Source organism: Dietzia sp. UCD-THP (assembly GCF_000349585.1).
Classification (GTDB): domain Bacteria; phylum Actinomycetota; class Actinomycetes; order Mycobacteriales; family Mycobacteriaceae; genus Dietzia; species Dietzia natronolimnaea_A.
Map to the genome: position 1 here is coordinate 39,667 of NZ_AOSR01000053.1, position 23,640 is coordinate 63,306.

General features: G+C 70.5%; 25 protein-coding genes. 13 read left to right on the top strand and 12 right to left on the bottom strand.

The window, feature by feature from the left end; translation table 11 throughout:
* The first annotated feature begins 48 nt into the window (after positions 1-48).
* Both H483_RS25725 and H483_RS25730 read left to right on the top strand, forming a co-directional pair.
* Entirely contained in the window at positions 49-1,419 is a 1,371-nt protein-coding gene (locus tag H483_RS25725; RefSeq protein ID WP_152427893.1) for a YbhN family protein, read from the top strand.
* On the top strand, positions 1,416-1,787 hold the full coding sequence (locus tag H483_RS25730) for a DUF3054 domain-containing protein (protein ID WP_017836164.1): 372 nt from the start codon (positions 1,416-1,418) through the stop codon (positions 1,785-1,787). Before H483_RS25725 ends, H483_RS25730 begins: the two co-directional genes overlap by 4 nt.
* Here the strand turns inward: H483_RS25730 and H483_RS25735 are convergent.
* Positions 1,784-2,824 (bottom strand): glycoside hydrolase family 25 protein, encoded by a 1,041-nt coding sequence (locus tag H483_RS25735; protein WP_042329189.1) that lies wholly within the window; start codon positions 2,822-2,824, stop codon positions 1,784-1,786. The genes H483_RS25730 and H483_RS25735 overlap by 4 nt on opposite strands.
* A 206-nt stretch (positions 2,825-3,030) precedes the next feature.
* On the opposite strand from H483_RS25735, the gene H483_RS25740 reads away from it, so the two are divergent.
* On the top strand, positions 3,031-3,303 hold the full coding sequence (locus H483_RS25740; RefSeq protein WP_017836166.1) for a hypothetical protein: 273 nt from the start codon (positions 3,031-3,033) through the stop codon (positions 3,301-3,303).
* 45 nt (positions 3,304-3,348) lie between these two features.
* Here the strand turns inward: H483_RS25740 and H483_RS25745 are convergent, their stop codons facing one another.
* The gene (locus H483_RS25745; protein ID WP_081615117.1) at positions 3,349-4,038 is read right to left on the bottom strand and encodes a pentapeptide repeat-containing protein; all 690 of its coding nucleotides are present in this window, start codon (positions 4,036-4,038) and stop codon (positions 3,349-3,351) included.
* A 191-nt stretch (positions 4,039-4,229) separates the two neighbouring features.
* Here H483_RS25745 and H483_RS25750 point away from each other — a divergent pair, with 191 nt between their 5' ends.
* From H483_RS25750 to H483_RS25780, 6 genes are read left to right on the top strand one after another with little or no spacing between them, the layout of a single operon-like run.
* Entirely contained in the window at positions 4,230-4,742 is a 513-nt protein-coding gene (locus H483_RS25750) for a DUF4395 domain-containing protein (protein ID WP_017836168.1), read from the top strand.
* 48 nt (positions 4,743-4,790) lie between these two features.
* Positions 4,791-5,414: a hypothetical protein gene (locus H483_RS39865; RefSeq protein WP_017836169.1), complete on the top strand. Its 624-nt coding sequence runs from the start codon at positions 4,791-4,793 to the stop codon at positions 5,412-5,414.
* A 36-nt stretch (positions 5,415-5,450) separates the two neighbouring features.
* On the top strand, positions 5,451-7,469 hold the full coding sequence (locus H483_RS25765; protein ID WP_017836170.1) for a M13 family metallopeptidase: 2,019 nt from the start codon (positions 5,451-5,453) through the stop codon (positions 7,467-7,469).
* 40 nt (positions 7,470-7,509) lie between these two features.
* On the top strand, positions 7,510-8,601 hold the full coding sequence (locus H483_RS25770) for a diacylglycerol kinase (protein WP_017836171.1): 1,092 nt from the start codon (positions 7,510-7,512) through the stop codon (positions 8,599-8,601).
* Positions 8,598-9,569, top strand: a complete 972-nt coding sequence (locus H483_RS25775) for a triacylglycerol lipase (RefSeq protein ID WP_031264666.1) — start codon at positions 8,598-8,600, stop codon at positions 9,567-9,569. Before H483_RS25770 ends, H483_RS25775 begins: the two co-directional genes overlap by 4 nt.
* Entirely contained in the window at positions 9,566-10,513 is a 948-nt protein-coding gene (locus H483_RS25780; RefSeq protein ID WP_017836173.1) for a triacylglycerol lipase, read from the top strand. The genes H483_RS25775 and H483_RS25780 overlap by 4 nt, the downstream gene beginning before the upstream one ends.
* A gap of 44 nt (positions 10,514-10,557) precedes the next feature.
* Here H483_RS25780 and H483_RS25785 read toward each other — a convergent pair whose 3' ends face one another.
* The 4 genes from H483_RS25785 to H483_RS25800 all read right to left on the bottom strand — a co-directional run bounded on the left by H483_RS25785 (position 10,558) and on the right by H483_RS25800 (position 14,688).
* On the bottom strand, positions 10,558-11,481 hold the full coding sequence (locus H483_RS25785) for an Ig-like domain-containing protein (protein ID WP_017836174.1): 924 nt from the start codon (positions 11,479-11,481) through the stop codon (positions 10,558-10,560).
* 137 nt (positions 11,482-11,618) lie between these two features.
* Positions 11,619-12,518: an Ig-like domain-containing protein gene (locus H483_RS25790; RefSeq protein ID WP_017836175.1), complete on the bottom strand. Its 900-nt coding sequence runs from the start codon at positions 12,516-12,518 to the stop codon at positions 11,619-11,621.
* Positions 12,519-13,109: 591 nt separating this feature from the next.
* The gene (locus H483_RS25795; RefSeq protein ID WP_017836176.1) at positions 13,110-13,994 is read right to left on the bottom strand and encodes a hypothetical protein; all 885 of its coding nucleotides are present in this window, start codon (positions 13,992-13,994) and stop codon (positions 13,110-13,112) included.
* Between the two features lie 70 nt (positions 13,995-14,064).
* On the bottom strand, positions 14,065-14,688 hold the full coding sequence (locus tag H483_RS25800; RefSeq protein ID WP_017836177.1) for a TetR family transcriptional regulator: 624 nt from the start codon (positions 14,686-14,688) through the stop codon (positions 14,065-14,067).
* Between the two features lie 93 nt (positions 14,689-14,781).
* Between H483_RS25800 and H483_RS25805 the strand changes: the two genes are divergently transcribed.
* Positions 14,782-15,333 (top strand): DUF2020 domain-containing protein, encoded by a 552-nt coding sequence (locus H483_RS25805; protein ID WP_152427894.1) that lies wholly within the window; start codon positions 14,782-14,784, stop codon positions 15,331-15,333.
* A 1-nt stretch (position 15,334) separates the two neighbouring features.
* Here H483_RS25805 and H483_RS39540 read toward each other — a convergent pair whose 3' ends face one another.
* The 6 genes from H483_RS39540 to H483_RS25835 all read right to left on the bottom strand — a co-directional run bounded on the left by H483_RS39540 (position 15,335) and on the right by H483_RS25835 (position 18,968).
* A complete protein-coding gene (locus H483_RS39540; RefSeq protein WP_017836179.1) occupies positions 15,335-15,499 on the bottom strand; it encodes a hypothetical protein in 165 nt (54 codons plus the stop codon).
* Positions 15,499-16,317 carry a class E sortase gene (locus tag H483_RS25815; RefSeq protein ID WP_042329191.1) on the bottom strand — a complete coding sequence of 273 codons (819 nt, stop codon included), beginning with the start codon at positions 16,315-16,317 and terminating at the stop codon, positions 15,499-15,501. Before H483_RS25815 ends, H483_RS39540 begins: the two co-directional genes overlap by 1 nt.
* Positions 16,314-16,916 (bottom strand): TetR/AcrR family transcriptional regulator, encoded by a 603-nt coding sequence (locus H483_RS25820; protein WP_017836181.1) that lies wholly within the window; start codon positions 16,914-16,916, stop codon positions 16,314-16,316. The genes H483_RS25815 and H483_RS25820 overlap by 4 nt, the downstream gene beginning before the upstream one ends.
* Before the next feature lie 430 nt (positions 16,917-17,346).
* Positions 17,347-17,625: a GlsB/YeaQ/YmgE family stress response membrane protein gene (locus H483_RS25825; RefSeq protein ID WP_017836182.1), complete on the bottom strand. Its 279-nt coding sequence runs from the start codon at positions 17,623-17,625 to the stop codon at positions 17,347-17,349.
* Between the two features lie 162 nt (positions 17,626-17,787).
* On the bottom strand, positions 17,788-18,075 hold the full coding sequence (locus H483_RS25830) for a GNAT family N-acetyltransferase (RefSeq protein ID WP_017836183.1): 288 nt from the start codon (positions 18,073-18,075) through the stop codon (positions 17,788-17,790).
* On the bottom strand, positions 18,072-18,968 hold the full coding sequence (locus H483_RS25835; RefSeq protein WP_031264667.1) for a universal stress protein: 897 nt from the start codon (positions 18,966-18,968) through the stop codon (positions 18,072-18,074). The genes H483_RS25830 and H483_RS25835 overlap by 4 nt, the downstream gene beginning before the upstream one ends.
* Positions 18,969-19,238: 270 nt before the next feature.
* Here H483_RS25835 and H483_RS25840 point away from each other — a divergent pair, with 270 nt between their 5' ends.
* The 3 genes from H483_RS25840 to H483_RS25850 are packed head-to-tail and all read left to right on the top strand — an operon-like array spanning position 19,239 to position 23,638.
* Positions 19,239-20,249, top strand: coding sequence for a pseudouridine synthase (locus tag H483_RS25840; RefSeq protein WP_031264668.1), 1,011 nt, complete (start codon positions 19,239-19,241; stop codon positions 20,247-20,249).
* A gap of 27 nt (positions 20,250-20,276) precedes the next feature.
* Positions 20,277-21,044, top strand: a complete 768-nt coding sequence (locus tag H483_RS25845) for an ABC transporter ATP-binding protein (RefSeq protein ID WP_017836187.1) — start codon at positions 20,277-20,279, stop codon at positions 21,042-21,044.
* Entirely contained in the window at positions 21,041-23,638 is a 2,598-nt protein-coding gene (locus H483_RS25850) for an ABC transporter permease (RefSeq protein WP_052308372.1), read from the top strand. Before H483_RS25845 ends, H483_RS25850 begins: the two co-directional genes overlap by 4 nt.
* Positions 23,639-23,640: the final 2 nt, after the last annotated feature.

Genomic DNA, 23,640 nt, shown 5'->3' on the forward strand with positions numbered 1-23,640 from the left:
CGGAGTGTGAACCTGGGTCCCGGCCGTCCCACGGGTTATGGTGGCGTGATGAAGGGGACGCGGGGCACTACGCTGCGCCGTGGTGCCCGGATGGTCCTGGCCAACCCCTGGTTCAAGGCGATCGCCACTCTGACCGTCCTGGGTTTCGTCCTCTACTGGCTCCGCGGACAGATGCCGTTCTTCGCCGAGGGGTTCTCGGCGGTGGTCAATCCGCACTGGGGATGGGTCGCGGTCGCGTTGGTGTTCTCGTACCTCTCCATGTCCAGCTACGGCTCCGTGCAGAAGGTGCTCCTCCAGTCGGCCGGGGTCAGGGTGGGGTACTGGGGGAGCGTCGGCCTGGTCTTCTCCGCCAACGCGTTCTCGACGTGCATTCCCGGCGGTCAGGTATTCGGGACCACCTTGACCTACCGCAAGACCCGGCAGTGGGGTGCGACCCGCGTCGTGGCGTCGTGGCAGCTGGTGATCTCCGGGGTGCTGTCGGCGGTGGGGATCGTGCTGCTCGCGCTGGCGGGCTTCTTCCTGGTGGGCCGCGTGTCCAACCCGTTCCTGCTCATGCTGTCGGCCGTCGGTCTCGTGGCGATCGTGGTGGTGGTGCAGTGGGCCGCGCGGAACCCGGACAGGATCGAGGAGGCCCTGCTGACCCTCCTGGCCTGGGTCAACGCGCGGCGACGCAAGTCCGCCGATCACGGCGCCGCCGGTGTGCGCAAGATCGTGGAGCAGGCCGAGGCGGTCGAGATGACCAAGACCCAGTTCTCCAAGGCCTTCGCGTTCTCGCTGCTCAACTGGGTGGCCGATGTCGGCTGCCTGTGGGCGGCCGCCCACGCGGTCGGCGCGCAGCCCAGCATCGGAGGTCTGTGCATCGCTTATGTGACCGGCAAGATCGTGGCCTCCGCGCCGATCACTCCGGGCGGGCTCGGGACGGTCGAGTTCGCGCTCATCACCGCACTTACCGCGGGCGGACTCGGTGCGCATCAGGCGTTCGCGGCGGTGTTCCTCTACCGCATCGTCAGCTTTGTCCTGGTGGCGCTGGCCGGGTGGGTGGTCTTCTTCCTCTTCTACCGTGGAGCAGTGGAGGTCGACCCCGATGTCGCCCACGAGGACGGCTCTCCCCCTCCGGAGCGCCCGTCGTCGTCGACTACTGGCCACCCTGACCGGTCCGCGGTCGTCGCCGCCCCGCCGGCCGGAATCGCCGCGATGTGGCCGCTGCACGGCACGCCGTGGCGCCCGACCGTCCACGGCCATTCCGGTCCGATCCCCCTCCTGCGGGTCCGCGATGACGGGACGCGGACGGGCGAGCCCGGCGAGCCGGGCGAGGGTGACGGGAGCGGCCGCGGGGCCCGCGATGAGACCCATGTCGAGGCCGACGAGGACTCCTGTGCGGTGAGTGGCCCGACGCGACGAGACGAGAAGGAGTCGTGACGACGGTGGCGCTTCCGTTGGTATTCCTGTTAGACGCGGTGTCGGTGGTCGTGTTCGCGACCTTCGGGCGCGGCGCCCATTCCGAGGGCCTCGGTATCGGCCAGGTATGGGGTACGGCGTGGCCTTTCCTGGTGGGCCTGCTGGTGGGGTGGATCGCGGTGCTGATCGCACGCCGCGACCCCGCGAGGGTCCGAGCCGGTGTCGTGGTGTGGGCCTGCACGCTCGTCGTCGGGATGGTGATCCGCGGTCTGGGTGACGGGCGGGTGCCACACTGGAGTTTCATGGTGGTGGCCGCGCTCGCCACCGGTGTGTTCCTCGTGGGCTGGCGGGCGCTGCGGGCGGCGGTGTCCCGGCGCCGGGCGGTCTAGCGGAACTCTGGCGGGATCTGGTCGAGCATGTGGGCCGGGACGGTGACGGTCTCGGGCAGCCTGACGCCGTCGGGCGCGGGGAGACCTTCGGGGACCACGATGGTGACCGGTTCCGCGCGTCCCCCGGCGACAGGGGCGGGAGCGGGATCGAGCACCGGTGCGGGATCCGGAACGCGCGCGATCGCCGGTGCCGGTTCGGGCGCCGGCGCCGGAGCTGGCGCGGCCTCGGGTGCGGGCGCCGGCGCCTCGCCCGGCGTGACAGGCCCCATCCACGCCCCGAGATCCTCGCGTGTCCCGGCGAAGATGTTGAGGTCCACGGGACCGGTGAAGCCCGGCACCTCGCCTGTCTCCGAGTTCTGCCAGAACAGCCATTCGTTCCACCCGCCGATCACGGGGAGCGTCGGCTCCGGGACCCCGTACTCGGCCAGCCACAGCGGGTACTCGGAGAACTGGGTGGTGTTGGCCATCCGGTCGATCCAGAAGAACCGGTACGTGTAGACGATCGGCGTCCGACCGGTGAGGTGCTGCAGTTCCGTGAGGAAGACCCGCGTCCACTCGATCAGCTCCTGCGGGTTCTTGCCCTCGTCGGTCTCGATGTCGAGCACCGGCGGCAACTGTTCGCCGCCCACCGACTGCACCCGGGTGGCGAAGGCGCGCGCCTGGATCGCGGGATCCATCGCGGGCCGCGCCTTGTGGTAGCTGCCCACGGCCATCCCCGCGGCGCGGGCGGCTTCCACGTCGGCCTCGTAGTAGCGGTTCGCGGGGCCGGTGCCCTCGGTGGCCTTGACGAAGGCGAACGACTGGCCTGATGCGGCGGCCGCGTGCCAGTCGACGTGTGCGCCGTGCGGATGCTGCCAACTCGAGGAGTCGACGCCGCGGGCCAGGCCGTCGAACGCGGGGGAGAGGGGGACGACGGCGTCGGCGCGGGGGGAGATGACGACGACGAGGAGGCCGAGGGCCAGAGCGACCGCGGAGGCCAGGGCCACGATGAGGCGGGGGAGGAGGGCATGGCGCGATGGCTGACCGGCTGGTGTCATGGGGGAAGTATCAATTAGTAACAACAATCACACAAGCAACTCGCGCAACTTTCCTCACAATTCATCGGTGTGTGGCGACCGGGCGGTGGTGGTGTGGGTCACGGATCCGTCACAACCGGTAACACGCTGTCCCACTGGTGCGATCACCTCTCCCGCCGCCCCTATGGTGGAAGAAATCCCTCCGTTCCCAGTCGGGAGTTCCCCTCGTGACCGATGCAGTAGATTTCTCGACCCCCCGCTACAGGCATGACCTCGTCGCCGAAGTCGACGGGCCGGCCGATGACGCGGTTCTCGAGGTGACCGTCACGGAGACGGTGGTGCTCGACGAGAACGGCGCAGGCCGCGGGACGCCCGAACTCGTGCTGAGGACCGGGGTCGACGGGGTCACCCTGACGGATCGCGACCAGGTGCTCCGCCTCCAGGCGATGATCAACCGGGCCGTCAACCAGTGGCGCGACGCGGCCACCCACCTACCCTGAGCGTTCGTCCCATCCCGCTCACTCGGCCCGTCTGCTCAGGAGAGGTCATTCGACCCTGATGTCCGCCTCGGCGATCAGCGCCAGGCCGACCCCTAGGACCTGTTCCGGCGAGATGAGCGATCCCCGGAGGGCGGACGCTCCCCTCAGGTCCTCCAGGTCGGCCCCGCGGAGGTCCGCCGCCGCGAACGACGCCTTGTCGAGGGTCGCCCCGCGCAGGTCCGCGCCGTCGGTCGACAGGTCCGCCACCCGCGCCTCCATGAGGTCGGCCTGCCTGCAGCGGGTCGAGGACAGCCGCACCCGGTGCAACCGGGCCATGCGCAGGTTGATCATGTCGGCGTGACAGTCGTCGAAGGACACGTCGGTGAGTCTGCTGTCGGACAGGACCACGCCGGTGAGGCGGCATCCCACAAATCTGACCCGCGTCAACGTGGCCCCGTCGGCGACCATGCCGGACAGGTCGCACCCGCGCACCTCGACGTCGGTGAGTCGCAGTGAGTCGGCCCTGGCACTGCTCAGCCGGATGTTCTGGAGGATCGACTCACGGATCTCCGCACCGCCCATCTGGACCGCGCCCTCGGCGGGCGCGGGGGCGTCCTCGGCGCTGGCCCACACGCCATCCCACAGACCGTCCGGTTCGAGATCGGACCTCGGGGTCTGCAGTTGCTCCCGACGCGGCAAGGACGGTGCGGCGGGCGGTCGGGGCGAGCCGGAACGGCGGCGGAGCGGTGGGGGCACGGGCGCCAGCCTAGGTGTGGGGCACGGGCGCCAGCCTAGGAGCGGGGTGCGGGTGCCCCGGGGTCGGCTGGTCCCGTGACGACCGGACTGGGACTTCGGCCGGTTCAGGCGTACCCTCGGAGGTATTGACAGACAGATCTGTCTACCTAAGTGCCGGTACGGAACCTACGGAGAGGTCGAGGAGGTCGGGCATGAGCCTGCGAGAGGTGTTCGCGTTCCCAGAGGTCGTCAATGACTACGCCGCCCGGTGCACCGCCGGTCTGGTGGTGGCGCTCGCGGTGGGGACGATGCTGGCACCGCCGCCCGCGCAGACCTGGCTCGCCGCGGCGCTGGTCGTCGGCTTCGCCCTCCGGGTGGCCGGAGGCCCGCGGTACTCACCGTTCGGGAGGCTCTCGGTGCACGTGCTCGCCCCGAGGGTCAGCTCCGAGCCCAAGCTGGTCGCTGGTGCGCCCAAGCGGTTCGCCCAGACGATCGGCCTGGTCATGTCCTCGGTCGCGCTCGGACTGTTCCTGGGCGGGCTCACGACGGCGGGGGTCGTGGTGCTGGGTGTGTTGGTGGCCGCAGCTCTCGCCGAGGCAGCCCTGGGGTTCTGCCTCGGGTGCTGGATGTACGGGCAACTGCAGCGCGTCGGGGTCGTGTCAGAGGACGCCTGCGTCGACTGCGCCGACATCTGGGCTCGTCCAGGGATGACCGCGCGCAACTGATACCGGCTCGCAACCGGCATGTCGCTGCGCCGCGTTACTGTGGGGGGCATGACTACCCCGTCGGAGAATCACGAGCCCCACGGCCGCGACCGCGACGACTTCGGGTCCGCGTACGGGGACCTCGGGGGCGCGTACGGGACTGAACGATTCGGGACCGACCCCTCCGGTTCGGCGCCGTTCGGGTCGACGTATGGCACGGAGCCCTATGGGTCGACCGACTTCGGCGGTCAGGGGTACACGTCCCCCCGGTACGGCCAGCAGCCGTTCGCCGACCAGCCGTTCCACGATCAGCCCTACGGCGCCCAGCAATTCGGGGCTCAGCAGTTCGGGGCTCAACCTTACGGAATGCCGAGTTACGGGGCCCAGCACTTCGGTGTCCAGCCCTACGGGGCCCCTGGTGCCGGCGCTGTGCACCCGTACGCGACGAACTACGGTGCGTCGCGCAAGGAGCCGGCGCTCTCGCTGGTGCTGTCCTTCTTCCTGCCGGGGCTCGGCACGATCATCAACGGCCAGGCGGGCAAGGGGATCGGCATCATGGCCGGGTACTTCCTCGGGATCCTGCTGTCCGTGGTCCTGATCGGGATCCCGATCATGCTCGGGTTCTGGGTCTGGGGGATGGTCGACGCCTACTCGGGGGCCAAGCAGCACAACCTCGAGAACGGCTTCTACTGAGGGACTGCTCGTCGCCCCTTTCAGTAACCTGGTCGCATGACAGCGACCGAGATCCCCACCGCCGACGCCCCGCGCCCCTCGGGCCTGGACCTCCAGTACATCGATCCCGACGTGCGGTCGCAGGATGACCTGTACCAGCACGTCAACGGTACCTGGCTGCGGGACCATGTGATCCCCGCCGATCGGCCTATCGACGGCGCGTTTCTCGCCTTGCGCGACCTGTCGGAGGAGCGGGTGCGCGACATCATCACCGACGCCCCGGTCGACTCGAAGATCGGGGCGTTCTATGCCTCGTTCATGGACACCGACGCGGTCGAGGCCGCCGGGGTGGCCGCCCTCGCACCCGACCTGGCCGAGATCGACGGCGCCGCCGACTCCGACGCGCTCGCTCGTGCCATGGCCCGCTTGGAGAAGGTGGGCGTCGGTGGCCTGATCGGCGCGTACGTCAACAACGACGCCAAGAACTCCAGCGAGTACATCCTCTACCTGGTGCAGTACGGTATCGGGCTGCCGGACGAGTCGTACTACCGCGAGGACCAGTACGCGAAGCTGCGCGACCAGTACACCGACCACATCGCGCGGATGTTCGAGCTCGCCGGGCTTGTCGAGAGCGCGGAAGGCGAGGGCGCGGCCCGCCGCACCGCGGAGCAGATCGTCGACCTGGAGACCCGCATCGCCGCCGCCCACTGGGACGTCGTGGCCCGCCGGGATGCGGACAAGACCTACAACCCCGTCACGTGGGAGGAACTGCCGGAGCTGGCACCGGGTTTCCCGTGGCACGACTGGGCCCGCGAGGTCGGCGGCACGGAGGAGACCTTCGGGCGGCTCGTCGCGATGCAGCCCGACTACCTCACCGCCGTGGCCGAGCTGTGGGACACCGAGCCGTTGGAGACCTGGAAGCAGTGGCTGCGCTGGCGGACCGTCTCCTCCCGCGCGCCCTACCTGGCCGCCGAGCTGGTGGACGAGAACTTCCGCTTCTACGGCACCGTGATGTCCGGCACCGAGGAGAACAAGGCCCGCTGGAAGCGCGGCGTCGGCGCGGTCGAGGCGGCCCTCGGCGAGGAGGTCGGCAAGGAGTACGTGGCGCGGCACTTCCCGCCCGGCCACAAGGCCCGGATGGTCGAGCTGGTCGAGAACCTCACCGCGGCTTACCGCTATTCCATCGGCCGGTTGCCGTGGATGACCCCGGCCACGCGCGAGCGCGCGCTGGCCAAGCTCGAGGCGTTCGTGCCCAAGATCGGCTACCCCGACACATGGCGCGATTACTCGGCGCTGGAGGTGCGCTCCGACGACCTGCTCGGCAACGTGCGCCGCTCCGCCGAGTTCGAGCACAACTACGAACTGGATAAGCTCGGCGGCCCCGTCGACCGCGGCGAGTGGCACATGACGCCGCAGACGGTCAACGCCTACTACAACCCGGTGATGAACGAGATCGTCTTCCCGGCCGCGATCCTGCAGCCGCCGTTCTTCGACGCCGACGCCGACGACGCCGCGAACTATGGGGCGATCGGCGCCGTGATCGGGCACGAGATCGGCCACGGGTTCGACGACCAGGGGTCCAAGTACGACGGCGAGGGGAACCTCGTGGACTGGTGGACCGACGAGGACCGCAGCGCGTTCGGAACACGGGTGGAGGCGCTGATCGCTCAGTACCAGGGCCTCACCCCCGACGGTCTGGATCCGGCCAAGGACCACGTCAACGGCGCCTTCACGGTGGGGGAGAACATCGGCGACCTGGGCGGACTGACGATCGCGATCCTCGCCTACCGCCTGGCGAACGGGCAGGACGGCGAGCCCGCAGTGGGAACCGGGGTGGGGCCGGAGATCGACGGTCTCACCGGACTGCAGCGGCTGATCGCCTCGTGGGCGATCGTGTGGCGCACGAAGACCCGCGCCGAGGAGGCCGCCCGTCGTCTGGCTGTGGATCCGCACTCGCCGCCGGAGTTCCGCTGCAACCAGGTGGTCAAGAACCTCGACGACTTCCACGAGGCGTTCGGTGTGACCGAGGCCGACGGCATGTGGCTCGCCCCGGAGGAGCGCGTCAGCATCTGGTGAGCCCGGCCCGGCGCGGGCTCGATACGGTTATCGTCCGATCATGTCGAAGCGGGATGTGCCGATCAGGGTCGTGGAGTGGTCGACGGGCTACCTGGGCAGGATGGCGGTCGAGGCGATCGACGCCCGGCCTGAACTGGAGCTCGTCGGCGTCTTTGTCTCCGACCCCGCCAAGGTGGGCCTCGACGCCGGCCGGCTCGCCGGTCTGGACCGCGATCTGGGAGTGGACGCGACCGACGACCGGGCGGAGCTGATCGCGCTCGCACCCGACGCCGTGGTCTACACCGCGGAGACCGAGTCCCGGTTCATGGAGGCGATCGAGGACTTCACCGCGTTCCTGCGGGCGGGTGTCAACGTGGTGGCCTCCGGGCCCGTGCTGCTGCAGTACCCGCACGGCATCCTGCCGGCGGAGATGATCTCCGCCCTGGACGAGGCCGGGCGGGGCGGCGGTGCGACCCTGCACGTCAACGGGATCGACCCGGGATTCGCCAACGACGTACTGCCGATGGTCATGACGAGCCTGTCCCGGCGGATCGACCTGATCCGGGTTGGCGAGATCGCCGATTACTCGGTGTACCACCAGGGCGAGACCATGCGGCGGCTGTTCGGATTCGGACAGACCATGGAGTCGCTCCCCCCTCTCCTCAGGCCGGGCATGCTCGCCGCCGGCTGGGGGTCGGTGGTCCGGCAGCTCGCCGCCGCGGTCGGGGTGGCCCTCGACGAACCCCTGGTCGAACGCCACGAGCGACTGCCCGCCGAGCGCGACCTGTCCCTGCTGGCGTGCGAGGTCCCCGCCGGCACGCAGGCGGCACTACGGTTCGAGGTCGCGGGTCAGGTCGACGGTGAGGACCGCATCGTCCTGGAGCACGTCACCCGCACGGCCGCGGACCAGGCGCCGGATTGGCCGAGGCCCGATCACGGTGACGGGTGCTACCGCATCGAGATCCATGGTCAGCCGTCCATGCGGGTGGAGTTCACCCACCACGCCGAACACGGCGACCACAACGAATCCGGAATGCTCGTCACCGCGATGCGGCTGGTCAACGCCGTCGAGGCCGTGGTCGAAGCCGAGCCCGGGCTTGTATACGCAAAGGACCTGCCGATGATCACAGGGCGTGGCTTAATGAGAAGATGAACATAATCGGTGCCGCCCGCGCTGCAGTGGCCGCCGTGGCCGCGGCCGCCCTCGTCGTGACGGGCACGGGCGCCGCCCACGCCACGGATCCGACCTCGCGGGCCCCGATCCCGGTGCCCTACAGCTTCCTGAACGGCGCCGGCATGGCGCTCACCCAACCCGGGGCGGAACTCCCCGGGGCGAACGACTGGACCTGCCGGCCCTCGGCCGCCAAGCCACGTCCGGTGGTGCTGGTGCACGGCACCTCGGGTGGCGCCGTGACCAACTGGCCCACGTACGGTCCGCTGTTGCACAACGAGGGTTACTGCGTGTTTACGCTGACCTACGGCGCCCTGCCTGATGTCCCGTGGCCGGTGAGTGTGCTGGGCGGGCTCTCGGACATCACGGCGGTCTCGGTGCCGCAGGTCGGGGAGTTCGTCGATCGGGTCCTGGCCGCCACCGGCGCCCAGCAGGTCGACCTCGTGGGCCACTCGCAGGGCACCCTGGTCTCCGGCCTCGTGGCCAAGGTCGGCCGCCCCGGCAAGGTGCACACCGTGGCCTCGATCGCCCCGCTGTGGGAGGGCTCCGGAGGGGGCATGCGCAGGTCGTTGGACGGCGTCCCGGGAGTGTCGGAGCAGCTGGGGCAGATCCCCGCCCTGTCCCAGATGTCCCCCGGCTCCGAGGTGCTACAGCTGTTGTGGGGCGGGGGCTCGCCCTACGCCCCCGGGGTGCGCTACCTGAACGTCGTCACCCGGTACGACCAGTTGGTCACGCCCTACACCTCCGGGCTGGTGCCCGGGCCGATGACGACCAACGTGGTGATCCAGGACGGGTGCGAGCAGGACCACGCCGAACACCTGGCGATCGCCTCAGACCCGCGGGCGGCGGACTTCGTGCTCAACGCGCTCGATCCCGCCAATCCCCGGGCGCCCCGGTGTGAGGCCATCGCCCCCTACCTGGGTCCGATCCCGGCCCCACCGGGCTCGTGAGCGCGCGCCGGGCGGTCACAGGGGTCGCGGGCCTGGTCGCGGCTGCTGCCCTCGTCGTCGTCGCTTCCGGGCCAGCCACGGCGTCTCCCGCCACCGAGCAGGTCCCGTGGCGCTGGTGGGACGGCGCGGCACACCAGCTCACCAATGGCCTGGCGGACCCGCCCGGGATCAACCGTGACGACTGCCGGCCGAGCGCCCGCCATCCGGTTCCGGTGATCCTCGTCCACGGCACCGGGCTCAACGGCGGCAACTCGTGGGCCACGTATGGTGCGGCACTGGCCGCGGAGGGCTACTGCGTATGGGCACCGACGGTCGGGGCCCCGCCAGGCCTCGGCTCGACGGGAGGATTCGACTCGCTGACCGGTGCCTCGGCGCCGCAGCTCGCCGCCGAGATCGACCGGGTCCGCGCCCTGACCGGGGCCCACGAGGTCGACCTGGTGGGGCACTCCCAGGGAGCGATCATCGCCTCCTACGTCACCGCCACCACGCGGGCCCACGCGGTGCGCACCGTCGTCACGCTGGGGGTCGACCCCGCCCGGTCGGGCGAGGGTCCGCCGGAGTTCGTCACCGAGTTCCTCGAGGTGATCTCTCCCGGCACCGCGCGGCGGGACGCCGAGGCCACCCTCGCGTGGCTCGGGGACGAGGGCGTGCCGTTCGCGCGCGGGGTCCGGTACGTCGCGGTGGTCTCGGACTACGACGAACTCACCGGCCCCGTTACCGCGCCCGTGGTCCCGGACTTCGTGGATCTGCGGGTCGTCAGGCTCCAGGACGGCTGTGAGGCCGACCGCTCGGGGCATCTGACCGTGCTGGCCTCGCCCCGGGCGGTGGACTTGGTCACGGACGCCCTGGGTGGCACGGCAGCCGAGGCCGGAGGCGCGCGGCCGCCGCGGTGCGTGCCGGCGGATCAGCTTCTGGGCGTGCTCGCGCCCGTGCCGCCGCGGTAGTCCCCGCCGCTCAGTAGGTCCAGTCGCTCAGTAGTTCCGGTCGCTCAGTAGTTCCAGTCGCCCTGGCCGTCGAAGGCGCCGAACTGCCGACCGGGTCCGTTCTTGACGATGAACGGGTCGCCGTTGCGCGAGTTCTCGTAGTACCAGCGCGCGTCCTCGGGGCTGACGTTGATGCAGCCGTGGGAGACGTTGCGGACGCCCTGGTCGGCGATCGACCACGGGGCGGAGTGGATGTAGATGCCGTCGTAGCTCAGGCGGACGGCGTCGTTGATGATCGAGTCGTACCCGCCGTCCTCGATCCGCAGCCCGAAGGCCTCGGAGTTCATCCGCACGTTCCGGCCGCGCTGACCCGTGTAGTAGACGCCGTTGTAGGTCTCCCAGCCGCGCATCCCCGCCGACGCCCGCATGGTGCGCACGTGCTGGCCGTTCCGTGTCACGGTGATGTGCTTGGTGCGGTCGTCGTACTCCGCGATCAGTGCGTCACCCGTGCGGAAGGCCTGCTGCCGCTTGCCGCCGGCCCAGACGGTGACCGAGGTGTTGACCGGCCAGAAGGAGTGCGGGCGCCATCGCACCTCGGAGTTGTTGACCCAGTAGAACTTCCCCGCAACCGGGGGCTCGGTGCGGATCCCGAGCGTGGCCTCTGCGCGGGCCCGGTCCGCGATGGGCCGGTCGAAGAAGAACATGACCGGCTGGGCCACGCCGACGATCTCGTTCTGCGTGGGGAAGACGTTGACGTCGCCGTACTCGGGCGCGGGTCGGTCGGGACCGATCACCGGATAGGTGAGGACCGGCATCGCCCCGACCCCCGGGATGAGCGGGGTGGGCAACGGCGCGTTCTCCAGCTGGGGGATGCCGGGCGGGCTCGGGGGCATCACCGACTGCGCGTTGGCCGCCGTGGCGAGCCCCAGGACGAGCGCAGCCGCGGCGAGGATCGAGGCGAGGACCGTGATCCGGGGTGAACGGGTCATTGCTACTCCTGGGGACGACGGAGACGAGGGGTACCTCTCAGCCTAGGCGGAGGACTCTCTTAGGGTGTCGTGCGCCATATCGATTGTGTTTCACCCCGACCCGCGGGGGTGGGCCTGGGGCCGGTCCCGTGGCCGCCTCAGTAGTTCCAGTCGCCCTGGCCGTCGAACTCGCCGAACTGCCGGCCCGGTCCGCCCACCACGATGAACGGGTCGCCGTTGCGGGTGTTGTCGTAGTACCAGGCCGCGTCCTCGGGACTGAGGTTGATGCAGCCGTGGGAGACGTTGCGGACCCCCTGGTCGGCGATCGACCACGGCGCGGAGTGGACGAAGATGCCGTCGTAGCTCAACCGCACCCCGTTCTCGACGGTGGTGTCGTAGCCGCCCGCCGTCCTGGACAGTCCCCAGGTGGAGGAGTCCATCCGGACCTCGCGCGCACGCCAGCCGTTGTAATAGATGCCGTTGTGGGTGGGGTAGGAGTCCCGCCCGGCGGAGGCCCTCATCGTGCGGACGATCTGGCCGTTGCGGGTGACGGTGACCAGGTGGGTGGCGTCGTCGTAGGTCGAGACGACCGCGTCGCCGGTGCGGAAGGTGTTCTCCTGCCCGCCGGCCCACACGGTGACCGCCGTGCCGGCGGGCCAGAACTCGTGGGGCCGCCATCGCAACTCGGAGTCGCCGACCCAGTAGAACCTCCCCTGGACGGACGGTGCCGTTCGGATCCCGACGGAGGCCTCCGCCCGGGCGCGGTCGGCGACGGGCCGGTCGAACCGGATCATGACGGGTTGCGCCACCCCCACGGTCTCGTCGCGGGTGGGGTACACCGACGCCACCGGTTCCACCGCGGGGCGCGGCGGTGCCGGCACGGGGATCGTGAGGACCGGTTGCGCGGCCACCCCGGGTACCTGGGGAAGGGGCGCCGATTCCAGGCCGGGAAAGGCGACGGACTGCGCTGACGCGGCGGGGGCCAGTCCGGCGGTGAGGCCGGTGGCGAGGCCGGTCGTGACCAGGAGGGACGCGAGGAAGCGGGTTCGGCGGGTCATCGTTCTCCTTCGGGCCGCGGTCAGCCGGGCACTGGTGACGTTTCGGGCAGTGACGGGGGTGAGCCACAGGTGCGGTGAGTGAATCCGCAGGACTCAGCTTAGCCACAATTGTCACACAGGAAACATACGTAACAGAACCCCGTGGGCGCGGTGAGTGCGGCAGTGGATGTGTGGGCGCCGGGCTGGGGCGCTCCTGCGGACCGGATCGGAGGGGGCCCGATCGGAGAGGGTTGGTTGCATCGTTCGTTGGTAACGGTATTCACAAAAGTGCAGGTGAGCCAACCGGCTCCCCGTACTGACCATAAGTCAACAGAAGAACTGCTGTTCATGGGCTTGCCAGCGGAACGAGTGCAACATAGAGTTCAACCAGTCACCGGCCGGGGGGTGCGGTGGCGAGGTGAAGAACGGATGAGGGGCTGTTACTTCACGATGAGGGGCCGGTTTCATTACCGGGGCACCTGGGGGGGGGTGTCGGCCCGCCGCCTTTCGGGGCGCGCGTGGAAACCGGAAGGCGCGATGCGCAGTCCGTTGAAAGGGAACGGCGTCGGATGCTGAGGGGCTCCGGCGCCGTTTCTGATTTCCAGTGGAACGTCAGTCGAGGATGTGCTCGGCGACCCTGTGCAGACCCGCGAGCGCTCGCGCCTCGGCGTCGGGGGACCGGGGCGTCTCCGGGCTGATCAGCGTGATGTGCCACAGATCGTTGTCCGCGATGAGGATCGTGTGGACCTCGACACCGCCGCCGGTCGGGGCCGCCGCGCAGTCGATGTACGCGGTGCTGAGCTCGGGGAGCACCGGCGCGGGAGCCTCGGGGGCGCCCGGCGGCGCATCCGCGATCGAGGCCGACTCATCGCCGCGGACCTCCGAGCAGGCGTATCGCACCCCCAGCAGCGCGGGCTGTCCACGGAGTGCGGCCTGGGGGCCACCCCGCGGCTTGACGACCCCGGCGGCAAAAGTATCGGGAATCTCGTTCCGGTCCGCGGCGGCGGTCCGGGGGGAGGTGGGCGAGGTCGTGGGCATGGGCTTGACCTCGGTGGACGTGGTGGCGGTGTCGGCTGCGTCGTCGTCGGCGGTGTCGGACCCGTCGGCGTCCTCTGCTTCTTCGGTGGTCGCCTCCGACTGCTGCATCTCGTACAGCTCCGGCGATCCCGGGCCGCCGTAGGTGCAGATCAGGCCCAGATCACCGGAGCCGATGGGCTCGATCTCGGGCATGTCGGCACCGGTGAACTCGATCAGCTCATCGGTCGGCAGATCGAGGAGCTCGCAGGCGTTCAACCGGTCATCGGGGGCGGGGCGTCCCTCGATCATCGCGGCGGCGATGTCGGGCTGTGGCGCCGGCGAGATCCGGGGTGGACCCGTCTCCCCGTTACCCGCGACGCCGGACGCCGAGCACCCCGCGATCGCCAGGACCGCCGCAGACGCCGCCAATCCCAGGGCGACTCGTCCCCCCGGGGCGGTGCGGGGTCGCTGCGATCGCATGGACCGATCCTACGATGTCGTGGCTCGATGCAGGCTCCCGGCCGGTCCGCGAGCACCTGTCCGCGCGGGTTCAGGGCTCGCCGGGCACGATCTCGGTCGCCCGGATGACGGCGTCGAACGACTCCCGGATCCGATCCTCCAGCAGAGTCGGCGATTCGTCGGTGCGCCACTGCTCGACCGCCACCCGGACGATCGCGATCGAGGCCGCCGCGACGGTGGCGGCCTCCACGGACCCGGGCTCGCTGCCCTCTCGGCGGGCCACCAGCGCGGCGAGTTCCTCCTCGGTCCGCGACAGGATCGCGTACACCTCGGTGCGGATTCCCGGCTCTTGCCGCCACATGTCATGGAACCGGTTGAACAGAGGGGTCTCCTGCCGGGCCATGGAGACCTGCAGCCACAACAGGCGGGTGAGCGCGGTCAGCGTGGATACGGACCGGTCGGTGAGGAACAGGTGCACCGCGTCGCGGTCCGGGGGGAAGGTATCCGGGATGCACGCGGCGGCCTTGGACGGGAAGTAGTTGAAGAACGTGCGGCGGGACACGTTGGCGGCCTTGGCGATCTGGTCCACCGTCACCGCGTCGAGTCCCCGTTCGAGGGCGAGGTCCAGTGCGACGGAGGAGATGGTCTCGCGCAGCTCGCGGCGGCGCCTCCCGACGCGGTCGGCGCCTTCTCCGTGCGTGGATGGGCCGGGCATGTGGCGCCTCCCCGTCGGTCGTCGGTGCGGGTGGGTGGTCTCCGCTCGGTGGTGATGACCCTACCCAGGTATTTGGGTCCTATCCTGGGCATCATGCGTATCGCCACCACGACTTTCCTCGCCCCCATGGCCGTCGTCCTGCTCGGTGTGTTGGCGGGGTGCGGCGGTGGCGACGGCGAGCCGGCACCGGAGATGGGGACCATCCGGACCGCGCCGCCGGAGACCAGCGAGCCTGAGATCCCCCAGGTCGAGCCCGTGACTCGTGAGCAGTGCCCGTACCTGTCCGTCGACGAGGCGTCGAGGCTCAACGGCGAGCTGGCCACCGACGTGCGGATCGATGACCGTGTCGACCCCGCCGCCTGCTTCTTCTACGGCGCGGACGGGGCGGTCCAGCTCACGACGACCGTCTACTCGGTCGCGTCCGAGGAGCGGGCCACCGAGCTGGTGGACGACTCGGCCCCCGTCGGTGAGTCCGAGCGCTCGGACGTCGAGGGAGGATGGACCGGCGGACGCACCGGTGGTCCGGGAGGCGCCCTGGTGGTCCTGGCCCGAGGCACTCAGGTCCTGGCGGTGCAGTCCACGCAGGAGCAGTCGGTCAAGGTGCAGCGGGTGGCCGAACTCGTCGCGCCCCGCATAGCCGACTGACTCAGTCTGCAGGGTCGACGGCGACGTGCGAGTACGGCATGAGTGACTCGACCGCGGGGAACACCACTTCCATGAGTAGCAGCACCACCGCCGCGAGAAGCGCGACGAGCAGCACGATCCGGACCGGCGTCGGTCCGGGCAGGCTGCGGTAGAGCCGGGCGTACATCACCGGCCCCCCAACTCGACGGGGGCCTCGCCGGCCACCCGCGGCTCACTGCGTTCGAGCACGGCGTGCACGACGAGCCGCTCCGCGGCCGAGAACTGCGGATGGCACGTGGTGAGCGTCGTCAGCGGCAGCAGCTCGGGGGAGGGTGGCTCGGCGCGTCCGGGCACCGCGTCGATCACCCACACGTCCTCCGGTCGGACCACCGACATCCCGGACAGCCCCTCGTATGGCCCCGACGTCGCGCGGTCGGCGAGCTCTGCGGGCAGACATTCGGCGGCCTGCTCGCGCGCCGAGTCGGGATCGGGGGCGTCGACGGGCAGCACGCGGTAGACCAGCCACCGGTCCGCGGTGGCGTACACCAGGGCGTCGCAGGAGCGCAGGGCGTCGAGATCGTTGAACGGCGAGCCACGGCCCACCCGGTGGCCGGCGACGGCGAAGTTGCCGGGCTGCCCCGGGCCCTGTGTCCCGGTGTAGTGCCCGGGCCCGGTCTCCAGAGCCGCGTCGCTGGTCCCGGAGACCACGGCGAACCGGTAGTCCGAACCGAACGCCGGGATGTACAGGCGGGCAAACGCGGTCCCGTCCGCGAGGCCGGACAATGCCGGGTCCCTTTCCTCCGCGTCCTCTGCGTCCTCCGGGACCCCGCCGCGCATCCGTGGGTTGTCCGCCGTGTCCCACTGCCGGTCCAGGTCGGCGTCGGCGGCGGACTGGGCGCGTGCCGCGTCCAGATCCGTCCACCACACCTGGTAGACCACGAAGAGTGCCAGCACGACGCCGAGCGTCACCAGCACCTCTCCCAGCACACCCGCCGCGCGCCTCACGACGGTTCCGAGACCATCCCCAGGATCAGCTCGGCCATGCTGCGTGCTGTCATCGCCGAGGTCTCCACCTCGCCGAGCATGGCCGCGGTGACAGAGCCGTCGTGGAGGATCGCCAACCGGTCGGCCAGGTCGGCGATGTTGTCGGGGTCCTCGAGCCCCATGCCGGCGAGCTCGGAGCGGAGCGTGGAGGCGATCCACGCGCGCTGATCGGTCACCGCCTCCCGGATGGCGCGCTCGCCGTCGGTGCAGGGGCTGGGGAACTCGATGGCGGCGGCGAGGTGACACGACCCGGGGGTCGCGGGCTCCACGCGTTCGCGGACGAGGTCGAACAGGGCGAGGATGCGCCCCCGCGAATCGGGCGCGGCGTCCGCCCGTCGCTGCCACAGGGCGCGGTCCCGCTCGGCCATGGCTCTCAGATACGCCACGACCAGCTCGTCCTTGGAGCCAAAAGTGTTGTAGAGGCTGGCCTTGGCGACCTTGGCCTCTTTCAGGATCCGGTCGATGCCCACCGCCCGGATCCCGTCGGTGGAGAACAGACGAGTCGACGTGGCCAGGAGCCGCTCCCGCGGTCCGGGTTTGGTCGACCGTGCGCTCGTCACAGGTGACAGACTATCGGCTGGCACCGCGGTCTCGGCGGGACCGGTGCCGTGTCAGGCGACACCGGACCCGATGGCCCGGCTCACGCCGGGGGCTGTCCCCCGGCGGGAGGGCGGTCGCCCCTCACGGTGTCGTCAGGCTGCACGTCGGCCGGGTCGTGGGCCGGGCTGCTGTCCGGGCCGTCGGCCCCGCTGTCCTGTTGCCTTCTGTTCGCGCCGCCGGCTTTGTCGTTCAGGTAGTCCCCGGTCTTCGCGACGGCTGAGTTGAGCCTGGCGGGGTTCCTGCCGATGTTCTTGATCTTGTCGATCAGTCCCGTATCCGGTCCTTTCGTCGGGTGCTCGCGGTGAGGAGACGAACGGCCCGGCCCTGTCGTGCGGGGCCGGGCCGTTCGGACTCGTCCGGAGGTCGTGCGTCTCCTGTGTCAGCGCGTTGTCAGACGCGGGTGCGTCCGCGCCCCTTGACCAGGGAGACGAGCCAGATGACCAGGCACGCGCCCACGATAGCGGCGACGAAGCCCCAGATCGAGAAGGCCTCCGGCATCCCGCCGCCCTCGCTCACGAGTGAGACGAGGAGGCCGACGACGAACGCGCCGACGACACCTGCGAGGACGTTGGCGACCAGGCCCATCTGGGCGTTCTTGCCCATGATCATGGAGGCGATCCAGCCTGCGAGGCCACCGACGATGATCCAGGAGATGATGCTCCACAGCATGGTGGTGTGTCCTTTCCCGAGAGTCGTACGCGGCCCAGGTGTGGGCCACCCTCACAGGAGAACACGTCTGGACCGGGAACGCCTCCGGTGGGACCGTGTGTGGGGTTAATCGTCGCTTATTCGTTACTCACCTGCGCCTCAGGTGTCATGTGAGCAGGTTCCTCAGGCGAGATCCGCCGACTCCGGGTGCTTCTGCACGTACCGCTCGACGAACGCGCAGGCGGGCCGAACGCGCAGTCCCTCGTCGCGGGTGACCTCCAGTGCCTCCCCGATCATCCGACCGGCGAGGCCGCGGCCGCCGAACTCGGGATCGACCACTGTGTGCGGAAAGGTCCTGACGCCGTCCGCGTCGTTGTAGTCCGCGAAACCCGCGACCACGCCGTCGACCACGATCTCGAAGCGGCCGGCGGCGGGGTCGCGCCTCACCCGGACGTCCTCGTCGGCGCTCACGAGTGCGACTCCGGACGCACGACCATCACCGGGCAGGGCGACGCCTGCAGCAGCGCGCGGCTGGTCGAGCCGAGGACCATGCCCCTGAACCCGCCCCGCCCGTGGGATCCGACGACGACGAGCTGGGCGTTCTCGGCCTGCTCCACGAGGGCCCGGACCGCACGATCGCGGGTGACGACCCGCTCCACCCGGACATCGGGGTAGCGGTCCGAGAATCCGGCCAGTCGCTCGGACAGGGTCTCCAGCTGTTGTTCCTCGAGCTGCCGCCAGTCCTCGTCGGTCAGCGCGATCCCCGCCGCGGCGGCCTGGACCTGCGGATCCATCCACGTGTGCACCGCGACCAGCGTGGCGTCACGCGCGGAGGCCTCCGCGAAGGCCCACGAGGTGGCCTTGGCGCTGACCTCGGACCCGTCGACGCCTACCACCACGGGGCCGGTCCGGTCGAGGTCGTCGGTGTCCTCACGGGTCACCACGACCGGGCAGAACGCGTGGCTGGCCACCGAGGCCGAGACGGACCCGAGGACCATCCCCTTGATCCCGCCGAGACCGCGCGAGCCCAGGACGACCATCTTGGCCTTACGGGAGTAGTCGATCAGAACCTGCGAGGGGTTGCCCTCGACGATCGCGTGCGAGACCTCGATGTCCGGGGCGACCTTGAGCGCGGTGGCCCGGGCCTGTTCGACGATCGGCTGGCACTCCTTCTCCAACTCGTCGTAGACGGGTTGGGGCGGGACCATGCCCTCGGCGAACATGGCGGCCGGCATCGTGTAGCTGGTGACCAGCACGAGCGGAATCCGCCGGGTCGCGGCGGTGTGGGCTGCGTAGGCGACGGCGCCGGTCGAGGCGGCTGAACCGTCGATGCCGACGATCACGGAATTCTCGAGTGAAGCCATACCCCGAGAATACCGCCGTGGTGCGATCCCCGATGCGTTCTCGGGCCGGGTGGATCAGACCCCGTCGGGGAAGGGGGCGTTGGACGGGTAGGCCATGTTGAAGCTGCCCTGGAACGCCGGGAGGAAGGCGCGGCCGGGGCCGAAGAGGAAGAAGTCGACAACGGCGTCGATCATGGGTACTCCTGGTGCGAACGGGGCAGCTGGCGTCCAAGTGGCGCATGTGGTGCCTGGGGCGAAAAGTGAGTGTAACCCACCGACTACACTCCGCACATGCCGAAATCCGGACGTCCGCGACGGCCGCTGCCTCTGCGTGACGGTGTGGACCCGGTCAGGATCCGGCTCGCCGACCCCGGTCGGGGGCCCCGCAGCATCCCCGAGGAGCTGCGCCGGAGGTTCCCCGACCGGCTCGCCGAGCTCGAGGCGGCCCTCGCCTCCGGGCAGGTGGTGACCGCCGACGGGGTCGCCGTCACCGATGCCACCCGGCGCCACCGGGGGATGGACGTGTGGACGTATCGGGCCCCCGAGCCGGAGGTGGAGGTGCCCTTCGGGATCGAGGTCCTGCACGCCGACGACCGCCTCGTCGTCGTCGACAAGCCGCATTTCCTCGCCACCACCCCCCGCGCGGGGCACGTCACCCAGACCGCACTGGTGCGGCTCCGCCGCGACCTCGGGCTGGAGGACCTGGCACCGGCGCACCGCCTCGACAGGCTCACCGCCGGGGTCCTGGTGTTCACCGTCGACCCCGCGTTCCGGGCCGCCTACCAGGACCTCTTCGCCGCCCGACGGGTCGCGAAGACCTATCTGGCCGTGGCGCCCGCGCCTGAGGGGACCCCGCGCGTCCGGGAGCGGTCCAGCCGGATCGTCAAGACCCGCGGGGTGCTCCAGGCCGCCGAGGTCGACGGACCGCCGGACGCCCACACCCGCATCACCCTGCTCGACGTCCGTGCGTCTGGACAGGGGGAGGGGGACGCGCCGCTCGGCCTGTACCGCCTCGAGCCCTCCACCGGGCGCACGCACCAGCTCCGGGTGCACATGAACGCGCTCGGCACACCGATCCTCGGCGACGACCTGTACCCGCGGGTTCGGACGGTCGCCCCCGGTGACTTCTCCCGGCCCCTGCAGTTGCTCGCGGAAACGCTCGAGTTCACCGATCCCGTCTCCGGGGCCGCTCGCAGATTCCGGACCCGCAGATCGCTCGAGGAGTGGCCGTCGGGGTGGCCCCAGGCGAAAGATCGGGGCCATCCCCCATCGGCTCCCGCTCCGAACTCCTGCATGCTTTAGGTCGACCACCACGATCCAGGGGAGCACATGACCACGCAGGCCGAGACCCAGCACCGGGCGGAGGGCGCGGACCTCGCCGCCGTCGCCACCGACCTCGTCATGACCTACGGCGAGGGCGAGACCGAGGTCCGCGCGCTCGACCACGTCAGCGCCTCGTTCGAGCGCGGACGGTTCACCGCGATCATGGGGCCGTCCGGGTCGGGCAAGTCCACGCTGATGCACTGCATGGCCGGACTGGACCGGCCGACGTCGGGGTCGGTACGCGTGGGTGACACCGAGATCGTGGGCCTGGCGGACAAGGAACTCACGGCGCTGCGCCGCGACCGGATCGGATTCGTCTTCCAGTCCTTCAACCTGGTGCCCACCCTGACCGCCGAGGAGAACATCACCCTCCCCCAGGACATCGCGGGCCACGTCATCGACCGCGCATGGTTCGACGAGGTGATCGGGCGGCTGGGCATCAAGGACCGGCTCTCGCACCGCCCCTCGGAGCTGTCCGGCGGGCAGCAACAGCGCGTCGCCTGCGCGCGGGCCCTGGTGGGGCGCCCGGACATCCTGTTCGGCGACGAGCCCACGGGCAACCTCGACTCCACCTCGTCGGCGGAGGTGCTGTCGATCCTGCGCAGTGCGGCGGACGATTTCCAGCAGACCGTCGTCATCGTCACCCACGACCCGCGTGCCGCGACCTACGCCGACCGCGTGCTGCTGCTCGCCGACGGCCGGGTCGTGCGTGAGCTCTCCCATCCCACGTCCGACGAGATCCTGGCGGCCATGGGCGCGCTCGAGGAGGGATGATGGCCGCCCGCCACTCCGCCCGCCACTCCGCAGGTCACGCGCCCGGTCAGGCGCCCAGCCATGCCCGGCCCATGCTCCGGGTGTCCCTGCGCAACATCGCCGCGCACAAGCTGCGCCTGGTCCTGTCCGTCCTCGCCGTGGTGCTGGGCACCGCGTTCGTCACCGGCTCGCTCGTGTTCACCTCGACCCTCAAGAACACGTTCGATTCGCTGCTCGACCAGGGGACGCAGGACCTGTCCGCGATGATCGAACCCGAGGACCCCCGGGGTGCCGGGGTTCCGTTCGACGTCGCCGACCGCGCCCTCGGGCTGCCCGGCGTCGAGGCCGTCACCCCCGGGGTGACCGGCACCGTGGTGCTGTTCAACGCCGACGGCACCCCCTACCAGTCGGGTGGCGCACCATCCGAGGGGCTGGAGTGGGTCGACCCCGACCAGTCCGTCGGCAGCAGCGACTGGATCTCGGACGGGCGGGCTCCGGCCGCCGACGGCGAGGTCGTCCTCCCCGAGTCGGTGCTGGACAACGCAGGACTCGCGATCGGTGACCCCGCCCGGGTGTACACGACCTCCCAGGGGATGATCGACGTCACGGTCGTGGGTGCCTACTCCTCGGAGACCGACGTCGGCGGGTACGTCGGGGTCGGCTTCACCCCCGCGCAGGCCCGCGCACTGTTCACCGACGGTGAGAACGCCAGCAACGTCGCGGTCCGTGCGGTCCCCGGCGTGAGCCAGGACGAGATGCGCGACACTCTGGCCGCCGAGTTCCCCGGGTACGAGGTGAGCACCGGCGAGGAGGTCAAGGAGAGGCTGTCCGCGCAGCTGTCGACCGTCCTCGACTTCGTCAACTACTTCTTCGTGGCCTTCGGGCTGATCGCGCTGCTCGTGGGCACGTTCATCATCTACAACACCTTCTCCATGCTGGTGGCGCAGCGGATGCGCGAACTGGCCCTGTTGCGGGCGATCGGTGCGACGCGCGGGCAGCTCACCCGGTCCGTGCTGGCCGAGGCCGCGCTGACCGGTCTGGTCGGGTCCGCCATCGGCGTGCTCGCCGGGTTCGGCCTGGCGAGGGTCATCTTCGCCGTGCTCGACGCCTTCGACCTGGGTATCCCCTCGGGGAGTCTGGCGCTCACCCCGATGTCCGTCATCACCCCGCTGGTGCTGGGCTTCGTCGTCACCGTCTTCTCCGCGTGGGCGCCCGCCCGTCGCGCCGGACGCGTCGCACCGGTCCAGGGCATGCGCGTCGGCGCGGCCTCCTCGGAGGCCGGCGGCGGTTGGCGCACGGCCGTCGGACTGCTGGCCGTGGTCAGCGGCGTCATGCTGGCGCTGATCGGCACCTGGCAGGACACCACGAGGAGCGGTGCGATCACCGTGGGCGTCGGAGCCGCGGCCCTGATCGTCGGCAGCTTCCTGGTGATGCCCGCCCTGGCCAGGCCCATCGCCGGCGGGATCGGGCGGGTCATCGGCGCGCCCTTCGGTGCAGTCGGCAAGCTCGCGGCCACCAACGCCGGCCGCAACACCCGCCGCACCGCCGCCACGGCGTTCGCCCTGACCCTGGGGCTCACCCTGGTCGCGGCGTTCGGCACGCTCGGGGCCACCACCAAGGAGAGCGTGAGCGGCCTCATCGACCAGGGGATCACCGCCGACGTCATCGTCCAGGGGGTGGCCTCACAGGGTCCGCCGACCCCGCTGGCCGGCGGGATCGAGGACCAGATCGCGGGCGTCGACGGCGTCGGGGACGTGGCGTGGCTCGCGTTCGGTTTCGGACAGCTCGGCGGAGAACCCCAGGCGCTCGCGGCCGCCGGCGGGCCGGTGGGGGAGTTGCTCGAGGCCACAGTTCTCGACGGTTCGCTCGAACCCCAGGAGGACTCGCTGGTCGTCTCCCGGGAGGTCTCGCGCGACAACGGGTGGACCATGGGCACCCGGGTACCGCTCGTCGGCCCGGACGGCAGTGAGTCCACCCTCCGGGTGACCGGCGTCTACGACGATGCCCAGATCCTCGGCCCCTTCTACACCGGTATTGACGTGTACGAGAGGCTGGTGCCGGAGAACCTCCGCTCGACGGCCATCGTCCTGGCCAAAGCGGCCGAGGGGACCCCGCCGGATGAGGTGCTGGCCGCCGTCACCGAGGAGCTCGCCGACACCCCGATCGCCACCGTGCAGAGCAAGCAGCAGTACATCGACGTCCAGTCGGGCGGGATCGACCAGCTGCTGACGATCATCTACGCCCTGCTCGGACTGGCGCTGATAATCGCGGTGCTGGGGATCGTCAACACCCTCGCACTGTCGGTGATCGAGCGGCGCACGGAGATCGGCATGCTGCGCGCCGTGGGCATGCAGCGGTCCCAGATCCGGCGCACGATCAACCTGGAATCCACGCAGATCGCGGTGTTCGGGGCCCTGATCGGCGCCGCCGTCGGGGTCTATCTGGGCTGGGCCTTCGTCTCGGTGCTCGCGGACAGCGGGCTCAGCGAGACCACCATCCCCTGGGGGAACATCGGGGTCGTGCTGGTGGCCTCCGCGGTCGTGGGTGTGCTGGCCTCGCTGTGGCCGGCGCACCGGGCCGCCAAGACCGACCCGCTGGAGGCGATCTCGGACTAGGC

Excerpts from the sequence above, each read along its gene's own strand:
- H483_RS25725 (WP_152427893.1), top strand. The coding sequence starts at position 49 with ATGAAGGGGACGCGGGGCACTACGCTGCGCCGTGGTGCCCGGATGGTC.
- H483_RS25850 (WP_052308372.1), top strand. The coding sequence starts at position 21,041 with ATGATGGCCGCCCGCCACTCCGCCCGCCACTCCGCAGGTCACGCGCCC.
- H483_RS25750 (WP_017836168.1), top strand. The coding sequence starts at position 4,230 with ATGAGCCTGCGAGAGGTGTTCGCGTTCCCAGAGGTCGTCAATGACTAC.
- H483_RS25765 (WP_017836170.1), top strand. The coding sequence starts at position 5,451 with ATGACAGCGACCGAGATCCCCACCGCCGACGCCCCGCGCCCCTCGGGC.
- H483_RS25795 (WP_017836176.1), bottom strand. The coding sequence starts at position 13,994 with ATGCGATCGCAGCGACCCCGCACCGCCCCGGGGGGACGAGTCGCCCTG.
- H483_RS39865 (WP_017836169.1), top strand. The coding sequence starts at position 4,791 with ATGACTACCCCGTCGGAGAATCACGAGCCCCACGGCCGCGACCGCGAC.
- H483_RS25805 (WP_152427894.1), top strand. The coding sequence starts at position 14,782 with ATGCGTATCGCCACCACGACTTTCCTCGCCCCCATGGCCGTCGTCCTG.
- H483_RS39540 (WP_017836179.1), bottom strand. The coding sequence starts at position 15,499 with ATGTACGCCCGGCTCTACCGCAGCCTGCCCGGACCGACGCCGGTCCGG.
- H483_RS25845 (WP_017836187.1), top strand. The coding sequence starts at position 20,277 with ATGACCACGCAGGCCGAGACCCAGCACCGGGCGGAGGGCGCGGACCTC.
- H483_RS25785 (WP_017836174.1), bottom strand. The coding sequence starts at position 11,481 with ATGACCCGTTCACCCCGGATCACGGTCCTCGCCTCGATCCTCGCCGCG.
- H483_RS25790 (WP_017836175.1), bottom strand. The coding sequence starts at position 12,518 with ATGACCCGCCGAACCCGCTTCCTCGCGTCCCTCCTGGTCACGACCGGC.
- H483_RS25825 (WP_017836182.1), bottom strand. The coding sequence starts at position 17,625 with ATGCTGTGGAGCATCATCTCCTGGATCATCGTCGGTGGCCTCGCAGGC.
- H483_RS25775 (WP_031264666.1), top strand. The coding sequence starts at position 8,598 with ATGAACATAATCGGTGCCGCCCGCGCTGCAGTGGCCGCCGTGGCCGCG.
- H483_RS25800 (WP_017836177.1), bottom strand. The coding sequence starts at position 14,688 with ATGCCCGGCCCATCCACGCACGGAGAAGGCGCCGACCGCGTCGGGAGG.
- H483_RS25840 (WP_031264668.1), top strand. The coding sequence starts at position 19,239 with ATGCCGAAATCCGGACGTCCGCGACGGCCGCTGCCTCTGCGTGACGGT.
- H483_RS25770 (WP_017836171.1), top strand. The coding sequence starts at position 7,510 with ATGTCGAAGCGGGATGTGCCGATCAGGGTCGTGGAGTGGTCGACGGGC.
- H483_RS25735 (WP_042329189.1), bottom strand. The coding sequence starts at position 2,824 with ATGACACCAGCCGGTCAGCCATCGCGCCATGCCCTCCTCCCCCGCCTC.
- H483_RS25835 (WP_031264667.1), bottom strand. The coding sequence starts at position 18,968 with ATGGCTTCACTCGAGAATTCCGTGATCGTCGGCATCGACGGTTCAGCC.